Source organism: Streptococcus mitis (genome assembly GCF_902159415.1).
GTDB classification, from domain to species: Bacteria; Bacillota; Bacilli; order Lactobacillales; family Streptococcaceae; genus Streptococcus; species Streptococcus mitis_BG.
In genome coordinates this window covers 1,052,683-1,068,213 of sequence record NZ_CABGJU010000001.1, presented here as the reverse complement: position 1 = coordinate 1,068,213, position 15,531 = coordinate 1,052,683, and the positions used below count along the sequence as shown (strand labels likewise).

23 protein-coding genes are annotated in these 15,531 nt (G+C 37.3%); 18 read left to right on the top strand and 5 right to left on the bottom strand.

From position 1 onward, the window contains the following. Positions 1-8: 8 nt before the first annotated feature. The 12 genes from FN031_RS05665 (at position 9) to FN031_RS05610 (ending at position 10,230) form a co-directional block, all read left to right on the top strand. Positions 9-740, top strand: a complete 732-nt coding sequence (locus FN031_RS05665) for an ABC transporter ATP-binding protein (RefSeq protein WP_142558375.1) — start codon at positions 9-11, stop codon at positions 738-740. Further along, the gene (locus FN031_RS05660; protein ID WP_142558373.1) at positions 737-1,786 is read left to right on the top strand and encodes an ABC transporter permease; all 1,050 of its coding nucleotides are present in this window, start codon (positions 737-739) and stop codon (positions 1,784-1,786) included. Before FN031_RS05665 ends, FN031_RS05660 begins: the two co-directional genes overlap by 4 nt. 47 nt (positions 1,787-1,833) lie before the next feature. Further along, positions 1,834-2,628, top strand: a complete 795-nt coding sequence (gene ccrZ / locus FN031_RS05655; RefSeq protein WP_075566336.1) for a cell cycle regulator CcrZ — start codon at positions 1,834-1,836, stop codon at positions 2,626-2,628. Continuing rightward, entirely contained in the window at positions 2,625-3,260 is a 636-nt protein-coding gene (gene trmB, locus FN031_RS05650; protein WP_142558371.1) for a tRNA (guanosine(46)-N7)-methyltransferase TrmB, read from the top strand. The genes ccrZ and trmB overlap by 4 nt, the downstream gene beginning before the upstream one ends. A gap of 118 nt (positions 3,261-3,378) precedes the next feature. Continuing rightward, a complete protein-coding gene (rimP, locus tag FN031_RS05645; protein ID WP_142558631.1) occupies positions 3,379-3,867 on the top strand; it encodes a ribosome maturation factor RimP in 489 nt (162 codons plus the stop codon). Between the two features lie 42 nt (positions 3,868-3,909). Next, positions 3,910-5,046 carry a transcription termination factor NusA gene (nusA, locus tag FN031_RS05640; protein ID WP_142558369.1) on the top strand — a complete coding sequence of 379 codons (1,137 nt, stop codon included), beginning with the start codon at positions 3,910-3,912 and terminating at the stop codon, positions 5,044-5,046. 20 nt (positions 5,047-5,066) lie between these two features. Beyond that, positions 5,067-5,360: an RNase P modulator RnpM gene (rnpM, locus tag FN031_RS05635; RefSeq protein ID WP_075566349.1), complete on the top strand. Its 294-nt coding sequence runs from the start codon at positions 5,067-5,069 to the stop codon at positions 5,358-5,360. After that, positions 5,353-5,652: a YlxQ-related RNA-binding protein gene (locus tag FN031_RS05630; protein WP_142558367.1), complete on the top strand. Its 300-nt coding sequence runs from the start codon at positions 5,353-5,355 to the stop codon at positions 5,650-5,652. The genes rnpM and FN031_RS05630 overlap by 8 nt, the downstream gene beginning before the upstream one ends. A gap of 16 nt (positions 5,653-5,668) precedes the next feature. Next, entirely contained in the window at positions 5,669-8,410 is a 2,742-nt protein-coding gene (gene infB / locus FN031_RS05625) for a translation initiation factor IF-2 (RefSeq protein WP_142558365.1), read from the top strand. 253 nt (positions 8,411-8,663) lie between these two features. Beyond that, positions 8,664-9,014: a 30S ribosome-binding factor RbfA gene (gene rbfA, locus FN031_RS05620; protein ID WP_075566355.1), complete on the top strand. Its 351-nt coding sequence runs from the start codon at positions 8,664-8,666 to the stop codon at positions 9,012-9,014. A gap of 146 nt (positions 9,015-9,160) precedes the next feature. Further along, a complete protein-coding gene (locus tag FN031_RS05615; RefSeq protein WP_142558363.1) occupies positions 9,161-9,652 on the top strand; it encodes a hypothetical protein in 492 nt (163 codons plus the stop codon). A 20-nt stretch (positions 9,653-9,672) separates the two neighbouring features. Beyond that, positions 9,673-10,230, top strand: coding sequence for a hypothetical protein (locus tag FN031_RS05610; RefSeq protein WP_142558361.1), 558 nt, complete (start codon positions 9,673-9,675; stop codon positions 10,228-10,230). A 134-nt stretch (positions 10,231-10,364) separates the two neighbouring features. Here FN031_RS05610 and FN031_RS05605 read toward each other — a convergent pair whose 3' ends face one another. The 4 genes from FN031_RS05605 to FN031_RS05590 all read right to left on the bottom strand — a co-directional run bounded on the left by FN031_RS05605 (position 10,365) and on the right by FN031_RS05590 (position 12,847). After that, positions 10,365-11,507 (bottom strand): tyrosine-type recombinase/integrase, encoded by a 1,143-nt coding sequence (locus tag FN031_RS05605; protein ID WP_142558359.1) that lies wholly within the window; start codon positions 11,505-11,507, stop codon positions 10,365-10,367. Between the two features lie 116 nt (positions 11,508-11,623). Next, on the bottom strand, positions 11,624-12,094 hold the full coding sequence (locus FN031_RS05600; RefSeq protein ID WP_142558357.1) for a hypothetical protein: 471 nt from the start codon (positions 12,092-12,094) through the stop codon (positions 11,624-11,626). 13 nt (positions 12,095-12,107) lie between these two features. Then, positions 12,108-12,488: an ImmA/IrrE family metallo-endopeptidase gene (locus tag FN031_RS05595; protein WP_142558355.1), complete on the bottom strand. Its 381-nt coding sequence runs from the start codon at positions 12,486-12,488 to the stop codon at positions 12,108-12,110. Further along, positions 12,485-12,847 (bottom strand): helix-turn-helix domain-containing protein, encoded by a 363-nt coding sequence (locus FN031_RS05590; RefSeq protein ID WP_142558353.1) that lies wholly within the window; start codon positions 12,845-12,847, stop codon positions 12,485-12,487. Before FN031_RS05590 ends, FN031_RS05595 begins: the two co-directional genes overlap by 4 nt. A gap of 190 nt (positions 12,848-13,037) precedes the next feature. On the opposite strand from FN031_RS05590, the gene FN031_RS05585 reads away from it, so the two are divergent. Together FN031_RS05585 and FN031_RS09035 are read left to right on the top strand one after the other, a co-directional pair. Beyond that, entirely contained in the window at positions 13,038-13,238 is a 201-nt protein-coding gene (locus FN031_RS05585) for a helix-turn-helix transcriptional regulator (protein WP_142558351.1), read from the top strand. 47 nt (positions 13,239-13,285) lie between these two features. After that, complete coding sequence (locus FN031_RS09035; protein ID WP_185928444.1) at positions 13,286-13,438, top strand: hypothetical protein; 153 nt, start codon at positions 13,286-13,288, stop codon at positions 13,436-13,438. Here FN031_RS09035 and FN031_RS05580 read toward each other — a convergent pair. Next, positions 13,392-14,051: a hypothetical protein gene (locus FN031_RS05580; protein ID WP_142558349.1), complete on the bottom strand. Its 660-nt coding sequence runs from the start codon at positions 14,049-14,051 to the stop codon at positions 13,392-13,394. The genes FN031_RS09035 and FN031_RS05580 overlap by 47 nt on opposite strands. Before the next feature lie 353 nt (positions 14,052-14,404). Between FN031_RS05580 and FN031_RS05575 the strand changes: the two genes are divergently transcribed. The 4 genes from FN031_RS05575 to FN031_RS05565 are packed head-to-tail and all read left to right on the top strand — an operon-like array spanning position 14,405 to position 15,403. Continuing rightward, the gene (locus FN031_RS05575) at positions 14,405-14,722 is read left to right on the top strand and encodes an excisionase (protein WP_142558347.1); all 318 of its coding nucleotides are present in this window, start codon (positions 14,405-14,407) and stop codon (positions 14,720-14,722) included. Continuing rightward, positions 14,719-14,892: a hypothetical protein gene (locus FN031_RS09030; RefSeq protein ID WP_185928443.1), complete on the top strand. Its 174-nt coding sequence runs from the start codon at positions 14,719-14,721 to the stop codon at positions 14,890-14,892. The genes FN031_RS05575 and FN031_RS09030 overlap by 4 nt, the downstream gene beginning before the upstream one ends. 2 nt (positions 14,893-14,894) lie before the next feature. Continuing rightward, entirely contained in the window at positions 14,895-15,149 is a 255-nt protein-coding gene (locus tag FN031_RS05570; RefSeq protein WP_142558345.1) for a hypothetical protein, read from the top strand. 11 nt (positions 15,150-15,160) lie between these two features. Next, on the top strand, positions 15,161-15,403 hold the full coding sequence (locus FN031_RS05565; RefSeq protein ID WP_142558343.1) for a hypothetical protein: 243 nt from the start codon (positions 15,161-15,163) through the stop codon (positions 15,401-15,403). Positions 15,404-15,531 lie beyond the last annotated feature (128 nt).

Genomic DNA, 15,531 nt, shown 5'->3' with positions numbered 1-15,531 from the left:
GAGAAAATATGTTAGAAATAAAAAACCTGACAGGAGGCTATGTTCACGTCCCTGTCTTAAAGAATGTATCTTTTACAGTTGAAAGTGGGAAATTGGTTGGTTTGATTGGACTAAATGGTGCTGGTAAATCAACTACAATTAACGAAATTATTGGACTTTTGACACCTTATAGTGGGGAAATCAATATCGATGGCTGGACCTTACGAACTAATCCTCGTGAATACCGTCAGCAGATTGGTTATATCCCTGAAACTCCTAGTTTATATGAGGAATTGACTCTTAGAGAGCATATTGAGACGGTTGCTATGGCCTATGGTATCGAGCAAGAACAAGCTTTTGAACGAGTAGAACCTCTTTTGAAGATGTTTCGTTTGGATCAGAAATTAGATTGGTTCCCAGTTCATTTTTCTAAGGGAATGAAACAGAAGGTCATGATTATCTGTGCCTTTGTTGTAGATCCTAGTCTTTTTATAGTAGACGAGCCATTCCTAGGTCTAGATCCTTTGGCAATTTCGGATTTAATTCAGCTTTTAGACGAGGAAAAGAAAAAGGGGAAATCGATTCTCATGAGTACCCATGTTCTTGATTCTGCAGAAAAAATGTGTGACTCTTTTGTAATTTTACATAAGGGACAAGTAAGAGCTAAAGGAGATCTTCCTCAACTACGCCAAGCTTTTGATATGTCAGAAGCAAGTCTCAATGATATCTATTTGGCCTTAACCAAAGAGGAGGAACTATGAAAGACTTGTTTCTAAAGCGAAAGCAAATTTTTCGCAAGGAATGTATATGCTACCTTAGATATGTGCTCAATGATCATTTTGTTTTATTTTTACTGGTCTTATTAGGTTTTCTAGCTTTTCAGTACAACCAACTTCTCCAAAATTTTCCTGAGAATCACCTGCCAATTGTTTTTTTACTGGTGATTATTTCTGCTCTCATACTAGTATGGGGAGGAATTGCAACCTATCTAGAAGCACCTGATAAACTATTTCTCATCGTTGCTGAAGAAGAAGTGAAAGAACACATCAAAAAGCAAAGCTTGAGATCATTTGTTTTTTGGCTCAGTGTACAGAGCTTTCTTTTAATCTTATTAGCGCCATTATTCTTAGCGATGGGGGTTGGTTTACCAATTTTTGCACTCTATCTACTGATGATGGGGGTAGGGAAATACTGGCTTTTTCAAAGAAAAGCAAATTCTTTTTTTAGGGAAAATGGACTAGACTGGGATTTACTGATTCTTCAAGAAAACAAAAGAAAGCAATTTCTTCTTAGATTCTTTGCACTATTTACACAAGTTAAAGGAATTTCAAACAGTGTTAAACGTCGAGCTTATTTGGACTTTCTATTAAAAACTCTTGCTAAAGTCCCTGGAAAAATTTGGCAAAATCTCTATCTACGCTCTTATCTTCGTAATGGTGATCTATTTGCTCTAAGCATCCGCCTTCTACTTTTATCTATCTTGGCTTTAATTTTTATAGATCAGTCTTGGGTTGCTATTGCAATAGTTGCCTTGTTTAACTATCTTTTAATTTTCCAACTTCTTGCCCTTTACCATGCTTTTGATTATCAATATCTTACGCAGTTATTTCCATTAGAAAAGGGCGAAAAAGAAAAAGGATTAAAAGCAATTGTTTCAGCTATAGGAGTTCTTGTCTTATTGTTGGAAAGTTTAGTTGGAATTATCGTCATAGATGACAAGATGGCCCTTCTTGCTCTAGTTGGAATCAGTTTAGCCTTCAAGTATTTTTATATACCTTACCAACTTAGTAGATTGGTTGACGAATAGGTTAAAAACTAGTAGAATAGTAAGGAAATATGATACGGAGGGAAGAAATGGATTTGGGTGATATGGAGCTAACGCTGACCCCTATATCTGGGAAAAGTGGTAAGGCTTATATGGGAAGTTATCCCGACGGGAAGCGTATTTTTGTAAAAATGAATACATCTCCAATCCTATCTGGTTTAGCTAGAGAACAAATTGCTCCGCAGTTACTTTGGAGTCGTCGTTTATCAGATGGTCGTGATATGTGTGCTCAGGAGTGGTTGACAGGAAAAATCCTGACTCCAAGTGATATGAATCGTAAGCAAATTATTGATATTTTGACGCGTCTGCACCGTTCTCGTCCTTTAATGACACAGTTGACTCGTTTAGGTTATAAATTAGAAACACCTCTTGATTTAATTCAATCTTGGATTGAAAAAGCTCCAACTGCTCTGAAAAATAATCAGTATCTACAATTGGTACTAAAGGATATGCGAGAAAATCTTCCGTCTTTCAGAGAAGATTATGCGACAATTGTCCACGGGGATGTGCGTCATAGTAATTGGATCGAAACAGATAGTGGCTTAATTTATCTAGTCGATTGGGATTCGGTTCGTCTAACTGATCGCATGCTTGATGTTGCGCATATGCTTTGTCATTATATCCCAGAGCATCAATGGGTAGAGTGGTTAACCAACTACGGATATAAAAATAATCAAACGGTCATGAATAAATTGATTTGGTATGCTCAGTTATCGTTTTTAAATCAGATTACCAAATATTATGAAAACCTAGACTTAGATAATGTTAATCGGGAAATTTATGCCTTGCGTATTTTCCGAGACAAGTATGGAAAGAAAAAATGAGAGTAAGAAATCGTAAAGGGGCAACGGAGTTACTAGAGGCTAATCCTCAGTATGTTGTTCTAAATCCTGTGGAAGCCAAAGGGAAATGGAGAGAATTGTTTGGAAATAATCATCCCATTCATGTTGAAGTTGGTAGTGGGAAGGGTGCCTTTGTTTCAGGTATGGCTAAACAAAACCCTGATATTAACTATATCGGGATTGATATTCAGAAGTCTGTATTAAGCTATGCTTTGGATAAGGTCTTAGAAGTTGGAGTTCCTAACATTAAACTCTTATGGGTTGATGGTTCAGAGTTGACGGATTATTTTGAAGATGGTGAGATCGACCGCTTGTATTTGAATTTCTCGGATCCATGGCCTAAAAAACGTCATGAGAAGCGTCGTTTGACCTACAAGAGCTTCTTGGACACCTTCAAGCGAATCCTACCTGAACATGGTGAAATTCATTTCAAGACAGATAATCGTGGCTTGTTTGAATATAGCTTAGTGAGTTTTTCACAATATGGCATGAAGCTCAAAGGGGTTTGGTTAGATTTGCACGCCAGCGACTTTGAAGGAAATGTTATGACTGAATACGAGCAGAAATTCTCTAGCAAAGGTCAGGTTATCTATCGAGTCGAGGCAGAATTTTAAGAAAAAGCTTAAAATCAAGTAGTTTAAGTGCTTATACTTTACATAGGTCCTTAAACGTGCTATACTTATAGTAAGAATATGAGAAAGTGAGGCGGAGAAATATCTTCGCCTCTTGCTCATGAGGAGGTGTTGTCCTATCGCAACAATTGTTGAATTAGTAACAGAACTTATTGAACCGGCCATTCAAGCTCCATTTGAATTGGTGGATGTTGAATATGAAAAGGTTGTAGGAGATTATGTTCTAAGTATCTTTGTTGATAAACCAGGCGGTATTACTTTGAACGATACGGCAGATTTGACAGAAGTGATTAGTCCTCTGTTGGATCAGATTCAACCAGATCCATTCCCAGAACAGTACTTCCTAGAAGTGACTAGCCCTGGCTTGGAGCGTCCTTTGAAAACCAAGGAAGCTATAGCTGGAGCAGTTGGGAAATACATTCACATTGGTCTTTATAAGGCCATCGACAAGCAGAAAGTCTTTGAGGGAACCTTGTTGACCTTTGAAGACGATGAGTTGACTGTGGAATATATGGACAAGACACGTAAGAAAACAGTCCAAATTCCATACAGTTTGGTATCAAAAGCACGTTTGGCAGTAAAATTATAGTAAAAGAAAGGAAGCTTTTGAAGATTCAAAAGTGAATAGAAGATGAGTAAAGAAATGCTAGAGGCCTTCCGAATTTTGGAAGAAGACAAGGGAATCAAGAAGGAAGATATCATTGACGCAGTAGTAGAGTCGCTTCGTTCCGCTTATCGCAGACGCTATGGTCAATCAGACAGCGTAGCTATCGACTTCAACGAAAAGACAGGTGACTTTACAGTTTACACTGTCCGTGAAGTTGTTGATGAAGTATTTGATAGTCGTTTGGAAATCAGCTTGAAAGATGCTCTTGCCATTAATTCAGCCTATGAGCTTGGTGACAAAATCAAGTTTGAAGAGGCACCAGGAGAGTTTGGTCGTGTAGCAGCCCAGTCTGCTAAACAAACGATCATGGAAAAGATGCGCAAGCAAACACGTGCCATTACCTACAATACTTATAAAGAGCATGAACAAGAAATCATGTCAGGTACAGTAGAACGTTTTGACAACCGCTTCATTTATGTTAACCTTGGCAGCATTGAAGCCCAATTGTCTAAACAAGACCAAATTCCTGGAGAAGTTTTTGCTTCTCATGACCGTATTGAAGTCTATGTCTATAAAGTTGAAGACAATCCTCGTGGAGTAAACGTCTTTGTTAGCCGTAGTCATCCAGAGATGATCAAACGTTTGATGGAACAAGAGATTCCAGAAGTTTACGATGGAACCGTTGAAATCATGAGCGTAGCCCGTGAAGCAGGTGATCGTACGAAAGTTGCTGTTCGCAGTCACAATCCAAACGTGGATGCTATCGGAACAATCGTTGGACGTGGTGGAGCGAACATCAAGAAAATCACTAGCAAATTCCACCCGGCTCGTTACGATGCTAAGAGCGATCGCATGGTGCCAATAGAAGAAAATATCGATGTCATCGAGTGGGTAGCAGATCCAGCTGAGTTTATTTACAATGCTATTGCTCCTGCTGAAGTTGACCAAGTTATCTTTGATGAAAATGACAGCAAACGTGCTTTAGTCGTTGTTCCAGATAACAAACTATCTCTTGCTATTGGTCGCCGTGGACAAAACGTTCGTTTGGCAGCTCATTTGACAGGATATCGCATTGATATCAAGTCAGCTAGCGAGTTTGAAGCGATGGAAGAAGCTGGTCAAGTTGATTACGCAACAACAGAAGAGTATATTGAAGAATAAGATTGCTAGAGGAGGGAAAGATGAAAACAAAGAAAATCCCTTTGCGCAAGTCTGTTGTTTCTAACGAAGTGATTGATAAGCGAGATTTACTCCGTATTGTCAAGAACAAAGAAGGGCAGGTCTTTATTGACCCGACAGGCAAGGCTAATGGTCGTGGCGCTTATATCAAGCTAGACAATGCAGAAGCCTTAGAGGCAAAAAAGAAAAAAGTCTTTAACCGTAGTTTTAGTATGGAAGTCGATGAAAGCTTTTATGATGAATTAGTCGCTTATGTCGATCACAAAGTTAAAAGAAGAGAGTTAGGACTTGAATAAGCAAAAAGTATGCAATCTCTTGGGATTGGCTCAACGAGCAGGGAAAATTATCTCGGGTGAAGAAATGGTTGTCAAGGCCATTCAAGACCAGAAAGCTAAATTGGTTTTTCTAGCCCATGATGCTGGCCCAAATCTAACCAAGAAGATTCAGGATAAAAGTCATTATTATCAAGTAGAAGTTATTACCGTGTTTTCAACACTGGAATTAAGCAGAGCAGTCGGAAAATCAAGAAAAGTATTGGCTGTGACAGATGCTGGATTTACAAAGAAAATGAGGTCTCTTATGGAATAGAAGAGGAGGACATGATTTGTCTAAGAAAAGATTGTACGAAATCGCAAAAGAACTTGGAAAAGAAAGTAAGGAAGTTGTAGCGCGTGCAAAAGAGTTGGGCTTGGAAGTGAAAAGCCATGCATCAAGCGTAGAGGCGGCTGCTGCTGAAAAAATTATAGCCAGCTTTAAGCCTGCTATTCCAAAAACAGAAGCAAAATCTGTAGCACCAAAAGCAAGTGAAGCGAAGGTGGAAAGTAAACCAACTACGCCAGCAACTCCAAAGGAAGAAAAAGTTGTAGCAGCAAGACCACAGAGTCGAAACTTTAAGGCAGAACGTGAAGCGCGTGCCAAAGAGCAAGCGGAACGACGCAAGCAAAACAGAGGTAACAACCGCGAACAACAACAAAACGGTAACCGTCAAAAAAACGATAACCGTAATGGTGGGAAACCTGGTCAAGGGAACCGAGACAATCGCCGTTTTAACGACCAAGGGAAGAAATCACAAGGTCAAGGAAATCGTGGCAATGAACGCCGTCAACAAGAGGAAAAACGTCCAAAACAGGCTGGACCTCGTGTCGACTTCAAGGCTCGCGCAGCAGCCCTTAAAGCAGAACAAAATGCAGAGTATGCTCGTTCAAGTGAGGAGCGCTTTAAGCAATCTCAAGCAGCAAAAGAAGCTTTAGCTCAAGCCAACAAACGCAAGGAGCCAGAAGAAATCTTTGAAGAAGCCGCTAAAGTTGCTGAACAAGCTCCAAGAGTTGTTGAAGTAGCTCCTGTAGCTAAGGAAGCTGTAGTAGATACTCGTCGTAAAAAACAAGCTCGACCAGATAAAGAACGTGATGATTTCGATCACGAAGAAGATGGTCCAAGAAAACAACAAAAGAATCGAAGTAGTCAAAATCAAGTGAGAAATCAAAGAAATAGTAACTGGAACAATAATAAGAAAAATAAAAAGGGCAATAAGCAAAATAACCGTAATCAGGTTCAAAAACCTGTTACGGAGCGTAAGTTCCATGAATTGCCTACAGAATTTGAATATACAGATGGTATGACTGTTGCGGAAATCGCAAAACGTATCAAACGTGAGCCAGCTGAAATTGTTAAGAAACTCTTCATGATGGGCGTGATGGCGACACAAAACCAATCTTTGGATGGTGACACAATCGAACTCCTCATGGTAGATTATGGTATTGAAGCCAAACAAAAAGTTGAAGTAGACAATGCTGATATTGAACGTTTCTTTGCTGAAGATGGATATCTGAACGAAGACCAACTAGTGGAACGTCCACCAGTTGTTACCATCATGGGACACGTTGACCATGGTAAAACAACACTTTTGGATACCCTTCGTAATTCTCGTGTAGCAACAGGAGAAGCAGGGGGAATCACTCAGCATATCGGTGCCTACCAAATCGTAGAGGGTGGGAAGAAGATTACCTTCCTTGATACACCAGGACACGCGGCCTTTACATCTATGCGTGCGCGTGGTGCCTCAGTTACCGATATTACTATCTTGGTCGTAGCGGCAGATGACGGGGTTATGCCTCAGACTATTGAAGCCATCAACCACTCAAAAGCGGCTAATGTTCCAATCATCGTAGCTATCAACAAGATTGATAAACCAGGTGCCAACCCAGAGCGTGTAATCGGTGAATTGGCAGAGCATGGTATCATGTCAACAGCTTGGGGTGGAGATTCTGAATTTGTAGAAATCTCAGCTAAGTTTAATCAAAACATCGATGAGTTGTTGGAAACAGTCCTCCTTGTGGCTGAACTCCAAGAACTTAAGGCTGACCCAACAGTCCGTGCTATCGGTACTGTTATTGAAGCTCGTTTGGATAAAGGTAAAGGTGCGGTTGCAACCCTTCTTGTTCAACAAGGTACTTTGAATGTACAAGACCCTATCGTTGTCGGAAATACTTTCGGACGTGTCCGTGCTATGACCAATGACCTTGGCCGTCGTGTTAAGGTTGCTGGGCCATCTACACCGGTTTCCATCACTGGTTTGAACGAAGCGCCAATGGCTGGTGATCACTTTGCCGTTTACGAAGATGAAAAATCTGCTCGTGCAGCAGGTGAAGAACGTGCTAAACGTGCCCTTCTCAAACAACGTCAAACAACCCAACGCGTTAGTCTTGAAAACCTCTTTGATACTCTTAAAGCTGGGGAACTCAAGTCAGTTAACGTTATCATCAAGGCCGACGTGCAAGGTTCTGTTGAAGCTCTCTCTGCCTCACTTCAAAAGATTGATGTTGAAGGTGTGAAAGTTACCATTGTTCACTCAGCCGTTGGTGCCATCAACGAGTCAGACGTAACCCTTGCAGAAGCATCCAATGCATTTATCATTGGTTTCAACGTACGGCCTACTCCACAAGCTCGTCAACAAGCGGATGCTGACGATGTGGAAATCCGTCTCCACAGTATTATCTACAAGGTTATCGAAGAGATGGAAGAAGCCATGAAAGGTATGCTTGATCCAGAATTTGAAGAAAAAGTTATCGGTGAAGCGATTATCCGTGAAACCTTCAAAGTGTCTAAAGTCGGAACAATCGGTGGATTTATGGTTACTAGCGGTAAAGTTACCCGTGACTCTAAAGTCCGTGTTATTCGTGACGGTGTAGTTACTTACGACGGTGAACTAGCAAGTTTGAAACACTATAAAGATGACGTTAAAGAAGTTACAAATGGCCGTGAAGGTGGTTTGATGATTGAAGGCTACAATGATCTTAAGATGGATGATGTGATTGAAGCTTATATCATGGAAGAAATTAAGAGATAATTTTTTGCTACTTTCTTAGGTGGTGAGGGACGCAAGCAAACCCAAGGTTTCATTGCTTATTTTTGAGCCACATGTCTCAAAAATCCCCAGTGATTGAACTGAATTATCAGCCCAATTACTTTCACAACGGCGAAAGAAGCAGATGATTTCAAATTGAACTTCGTTTCAATTTGAATTGAAAATCAATAATTTTAAAAATAGCTAGGTCTGCTGGCCTAGCTTTTGGTTCATTATTTAAGAGAAAGGAAAAATTATGGCAAATCATTTCCGTACGGACCGTGTGGGCATGGAAATCAAGCGTGAAGTCAATGAGATTTTGCAAAAGAAAGTCCGTGATCCCCGTGTCCAAGGTGTGACCATTACAGATGTTCAGATGTTGGGTGATTTATCAATGGCTAAGGTTTACTACACTATTTTGAGTAATCTAGCATCAGATAATCAAAAGGCCCAAATTGGGCTTGAAAAAGCAACTGGAACTATCAAACGTGAACTTGGTCGCAATTTGACCTTATACAAAATTCCAGACTTAACTTTTGTCAAAGACGAATCCATCGAATATGGTAATAAGATTGACGAAATGTTACGCAATCTGGATAAAAACTAAGAAAAAGAGGGGAATCCCTCTTTTTTGTTTAGAAGAGTATAAAAGCAAAAAATATAACAAAATTTAAGATATTATATGAAATCGCTTTATTTCTTTTTTGTTATATTGTATAATATTTTATAATAAAAAATAAAGGGGATATTCTTATGAGTATTGTAAAAAAAGTTTGCCGTTTGGGCTTGATTTGTTTATCTGTGTCTACTTTAGTTGCATGTAGTGCGCTGATTGAAAAAACAAGTAATGCATCTAGTGATAATAAAACGGAAAATTCTGAGAAAAAAGGAATTTTAGATAAAGCAAAAGATAAATTTAGTTCAAGTGACTTTAATCCACAAGATGTCAGTGATGAGACAATTGAATCTATCCAGACCTATGAAGATTATATGACTATGTATGAGAAAATTGTTGATAATTACTATACCGAAGCGGATGAAGCTTTTAAGGGAACTGCTTTAGAAGACAGTGCTTCTATCCAAGAATTAAAAGATAGCACTAAAAAAGAAATGGAAGAACAGAAAAAACAATATGGTCCATTGAAGAAAGCACCTATTCAAGGCAAAGAGGAAATAATTAAGTATTTAAAGGAATATCGTGATTCTCTACATGAACAAGTAGAACAGTGGAAAGCTAGTCTTTAATAATAAGAATGGAGTTTGGGATGGACTATCAATTGTTACCTCATGAATACATGGTTATGAATAGTGACCATGTGAGTTTTGGGAAAAATGGTTTGTCTACAGATGAATTAATTTTAACAAATCTACATTTAATACATATCAAGAAAGGTTTTTGGGGAGGGAAAAAAGACCAAGTTACCATACCCATTAACCAGATTAAAATTTTTGAAGGGAAACCTCAAGTTTCAGTAACCAAAACCAATGGTATGAAACGGTTGGAAATTTATTATAACGGTGGACAAGCTATTTTCTCATTCTCTAATACTAAGGATACTGACAAGTGGGCTAGAAACATTATTAAATTGATATCAGGTGATACAAGTAATTTTGAAACCTTGGGGGATAGTAGCTTATTTGGAGCAGATGTTTTGGCAGAAACATTTAAGGATACATTTGACACTTTTAAAGCAGGACTTGGGATTAAGGATGCAGAGCCAGAGAAATTATCTACTAAATGCAGTTTTTGTGGAGCTCCTCTGTATGGAACCGTGAAACAAACTGTCAAATGTAGTTTTTGCGATATGGAACAGACTTTGTAGGAGATAAAATATGGGAATAATTAAAGCATTTACAGATTCAGTTAAATAATGATTTTATAAAAAGCCCGTCATATCAAGCGTTTAAGCTTGTGTGACAGGCTTTTTTTGTGTATAGGGGGCAAATAAGGGGCAAATTATAAAGAATCGAGCAAGTCCAGGATATTATCATCCATCTTTTTAGTGACGTGTGTATAAATTTTATTAGTCGTTCGAGAGTCGGAGTGACCAACTCTTGCCATGATTGCTTTTAGAGGTACATTGTTTTCTGCTAGTCTACTAACAAGAGTATGCCTGAAAATATGCGAGGTAAGATGTTTGTCGATTGGTTTTTTTAAACGTTTATTTGCTTTTTGGATTGCTAAGTTAAAAGAATTATTCTGAATTGGTATACCGTTTTTGGTAACAAAGATGAATCCAAGATCATTGAATGTTTTTCGAGTGTTTTTAGAAAGTTCATTTATTGAGATAAACTCTTTTAAAATTTCAATTTCTCTTTTTGATAAAGAAACAGTTCTGAAGCTTGCAGCAGTTTTAGTAGTTGTTTTAAATCCTTTTGAATACCCTACGGTTTTATCTAGAGTTCCATGGATTTTTACCGTCTTATTATCAAGATCAATATTTTCTAATTTAATAGCAATAGCTTCACCAATTCGACAACCATTGTATGACATGAATTCTGCAAGCAAACCTAGTCTATATGTGTTGTTTGTCCTGTATAATTCTTCTAATAATCTTTTTAGTTCATCCTCTTCCAAAAATTTCTTTTCTGTCTTTTCTAACTCTTCGATTGTTTTTATTTGTTTTGGAAGTTTTGCTCGTCTTGCAGGGTTGTCTTTGATGTATTCAAGATCAACTGCATAATCAAGTGATAGGTTTAAAATCATTTTATAGCGTTCTAGTTTTGAACGAGAAATATCTAGATCATTCAAAAATCGTTGAATATATTTAGTGTCTATATTCTTAACTTTAATTTCTGTATCGAATGCTTCTTTAAAATCGTTCACGCTACTAGTCAGAGAGCTGATAGAACTACCTTTGATTTCTTTCTGGTAAAATGTCCACCACTCATCCAAAACGTATTGGTAAGTCACATCTGTTGATTGTAAATTCTGTAAAGTTTCTTCTATGCGTTCATCCAGTAATTTTTGTGCTTCCTTTTTCGCTCTGGCTGTTCCAGAACTAAGCGTTACAGATACCCTCTTCAATTTTTCAGTGTAGGGGTCTTTATATCTCTCAAAAAATTTATACTTTCCATTGGGAAGTTCTTCCATCCACATTGCTTTTTCCCTCATTTCTTGATAAAATGGGTATAAGAAAACGACCTTTTGAATGGTTGTTTCCTATACAGTACATCCTCACACTCAAGATTGCCGTCGGAGAGTGTGGGGATTTTTTAATACTCAAATCCATCGACTAGAAATAGTGGTATTTCTTTTCCTTTATAGGTTTGTGTTCCATTTGCACGAACATAAAATTTAGATACTTTAGTTACATCAAATTTTTCCTTGTCTTCAACAAATAGTTTTAAAACAGCAGGTTTATCTATATCTCCGTTTAAATGTATTAAATATTTTGTAAATACGCTACTTGGATCAAGAACTTCAACCACACTATCATCGATTACCAATTTCGTATTATCAGGCCATGCGCCATATAAATTATTATCGGCTAACTTGTACTCACCAATTGGAGTATTACTGAAATTTTTCGCAGGCTGAATTTTAGCAGTTCCTTCTGATTTTTTGAGTTGACTGCTAGATGATGATGTTTTGGACACTTCATTAGTTGTTGTAGATGACTCACTACAAGCAACTAAAAATGTTGCTACTAATAAGGTTGTCGCTAATAACATTACCTTTTTCATTATTTTTACTCCTTTAATTTAATAACGCTTTATATTCTTCCTTAACCATCGTCTCATCAGTGATGGTTTTTAAATTGTAGTATTCCATGAATTTGAGATAATCAAAATCTTTCGGGTCGTCTAATTCTCCCAAAGCATCCACCAAAAGATGATGGATCATATTTCTGTTGGCTTCATTCTCACATCTAATAAGAGTATTCTTATATTCTTCTTTAGTATGCTCTATATGCCCTAATTCATGCAGAATGACTTGTTTTTGTTTTTCAGGCGCTAAGTCCTTGCTCACAAACACGACTTTGATTTCATCTATATAGATGCCGTTTCTATCCCACAGGTCCTTATCGAAGTATTCAATTCTTACTCCGTATTTTTTACAAATTTCATTGATACTCATTTTCTTCCTTTGAGATATATCTCAATAATATTTTGGATGGCATTAATATCTTCCTCATCCAACGGTTTACCGTCGAATGTTTTTGCATTTTCTGCCATTTTGCGTAGGTCGGATGAAGTAAATTCGGGTTCAGTTGGTTTTTCAATTCTCAAAATATCGTTAGTAGAAGTATTAAATACTTTTGCTAATGCGATCAATTTCTTACCAGTAGGCAAATTGATACCACGTTCCCATTTTGAAACTGTAGTTTGGGATTTATAGCCTAACATACTAGCTAATTCCCCTTGTTCAATATTTCTTGCTTCCCTTAATTCTTTAATTCTTTGTCCTATTTCTAGGTATCTTTCCTTGCTAACCATGATTTTTTCTCCTTACGTTCTATAAGTCTATTATATAGAAGAAATGATTTTAAATCAAGTGAAACGATAAAAAAGATAAAAAAATATGAAAAAAAATCAAAAAAGTAGTTGACAGATGATTTTAAATCATATATAATAAACTCATAAATCAAATAAATGATTTTAAATCATAAAAAGAAAGGAGAGGTATATGAGTAAGCCAACGATCACAATCGCAGAGTTGCGAGCAAGGCACGACAAGATGACGCAAGCACAACTCGCTGAACTTGTCGGAGTACGCCCCCAAACAATCAACGCTTGGGAGAAAGATATTTCTTCAATCAAGGCGCAACATCTTTTGAAACTTTGCGAAATTTTGGAAACAACGGCAAGCGACCTTTTAGGCGTTTAATTTTTTACAAAGCATATGATTTTAAATCATACGAGAAAGGAGCAAACATGAAAGAAATTGAAAAAAATGCCCTCAACGATGTTTTGAGGACAATTATACTTATAAACGTGAAGATTGAAGAAATTGCTGAAATTCAAAAGCAGCAGGAAATACTTATTTCTTATCTTCGAGGGATGATAGCAGGCTCTGAGCCTGAGTGATTCTATCTTGAGATTGTTGGACGAATGACTGATAGTCAATTTGTGGTGTTCTTAAATTAAAATCATGCGTATGTATGAGAGGAGAATAAGACTGTTGCTTTTCTAACAGATTAAGTATCTTGTTTAGCTTTTTAGTCAAATTGTCATTGAGATCCTCAAGTGTAAGATCTCTTTCGGCACGATTCTCAGGCATTTCAAAGTTTTCGAAACTTTTCATTTTAGCTTTCAGTTCCCTTTTTGATTGCCCGATTTTTCCAACAGAAAGGTTATAGAAAACAGTTCTTTGAGATATGACATCAAAAGGAAGTCCATTACCTGCTTGTATGATAGGAACCAAAGGGAGTTCTTTTGCTTGTCGAAATCCTAATTCATAAAATGCATTCGGATTGTGTCCTGTCATATCTGCTACAACCATAGGTGCAGTCTTAAGGTAGTTGATGATAGTTTCATTGATATTATCAACTGCATCTACTTGGTCAACTCGTACTGGTTTATATCCTAATTCCTCACAGACTGGGGCTATCAGGTAAGAAAAAACCTCATCTGCTCTATCTCTAGTTTCTGTTCCAGATTCACCAATAGCAGTTACGATAAAACAAATTTTTTCAGTCATATTTTTTCTCCAATCAATTTATTATCTTTATTATACCAAATTTAGAAAGGAATATTATGAACAATATAACATCATCAAACAACTTTAGTCCGATTGAACTTGAAATCAAACGATTTCTATCTGTTCCCTTAAAATTAAAGATTTTACGAGAGTGTTTGTTGTATTTGTTCTTCAAAATGACCAATAATACGTCAGATATAACAGTCGAGAAGTCAACTGTACATTCTAGTGATAGAACAAGCAAGATAGTCTATACCGTAACAGTATATAACTGAACAAAAAAGCACCCAACAGAAGTCAGGCGCTTACTAAAATAACTAACTGAATTATATCACAAAAAGAAAGGAAAATCCATGCCTAAAGCAGAAATCACTTACAAACCAGTAGGAATTAACGAAAAAGCGACTCATGGAGATTATACACACCTTTGTCAGATGTGGGAAGGTCTCACAGTTGGAACTGCTAAAGTCTGGGCTACTGAGATGAGAGAGCATCCTGACTTTAAACAGTTTATTGACAATCCAACTCACAAGCTAGTATTTATCAATTATGAAGGTTTTAGATTATTCGTTAAATGGAAAAGCAGAAATCGTTACCGTACTAAAAAAGAGACATTAGCAGAGATGATAGAAAATCTTAAAAAAGAAAAACAATTGGGAGTTTTAACATGAAACTATTAGACAGAATGACAAAATGGTTTTTCAACACAACAAAAATCGAAGTCAACACCGATTGGCGATTGGTTGCGTTGGACTTAAATCAAGAATTGATTGCAGCACAGGAAGAAAACCAAATACTTTATCAGCGCATCGCAGACCTTGAAAAATTATTGGAGGTGTAGAAATGTATATCATATCAATCTATGTCAAAAATATTGAAACAGGGGAAGATGAATTCAGTATTATTGGAAGAGATTTTTTACCTGTTGGTGAGCAAGATTATTCAGCTATTGTTTTTGACACAAAAGAAGAAGCTATCGCTTATTTAAAATCAGCTTCTTACGAAGCTTATGGAGTATACGGTAATGACTGGGAATTCCAAGACAAGACTTCGTCTGGAGTGAAATCCCGTTGTCGAATTTGGAAAGTAGAACATTAGAGGTATAAACAATGATAGAACCAAACATCGCAGAACAATTACTCGGAGTAGCAGTGATATTCATCATCTTATTTTCGATTATGGTATTGACTGCTAAAGAAGAACAGAAAGTCGAGGAAGTAGAGGAACAGGAAGATTTCTATACCATCGCACGTATGAACATTCGTAACTGTGACCGTCAATTTACTTATGACACACAAAAACCAGAAGGGTTAAGACCTGAACTACTTGCCCTACCACATCCAAAGGGGTGATTGTATGAGCCTATATATCTGGAAGTGTGGATGTAGAGATTGTGGAAACACATTCGAGTATGTCGATAGTTACCCAATCATTGAATGTCCGAAGTGTGGAAGTGTGGATTTAGTTAATGAATTTAAAG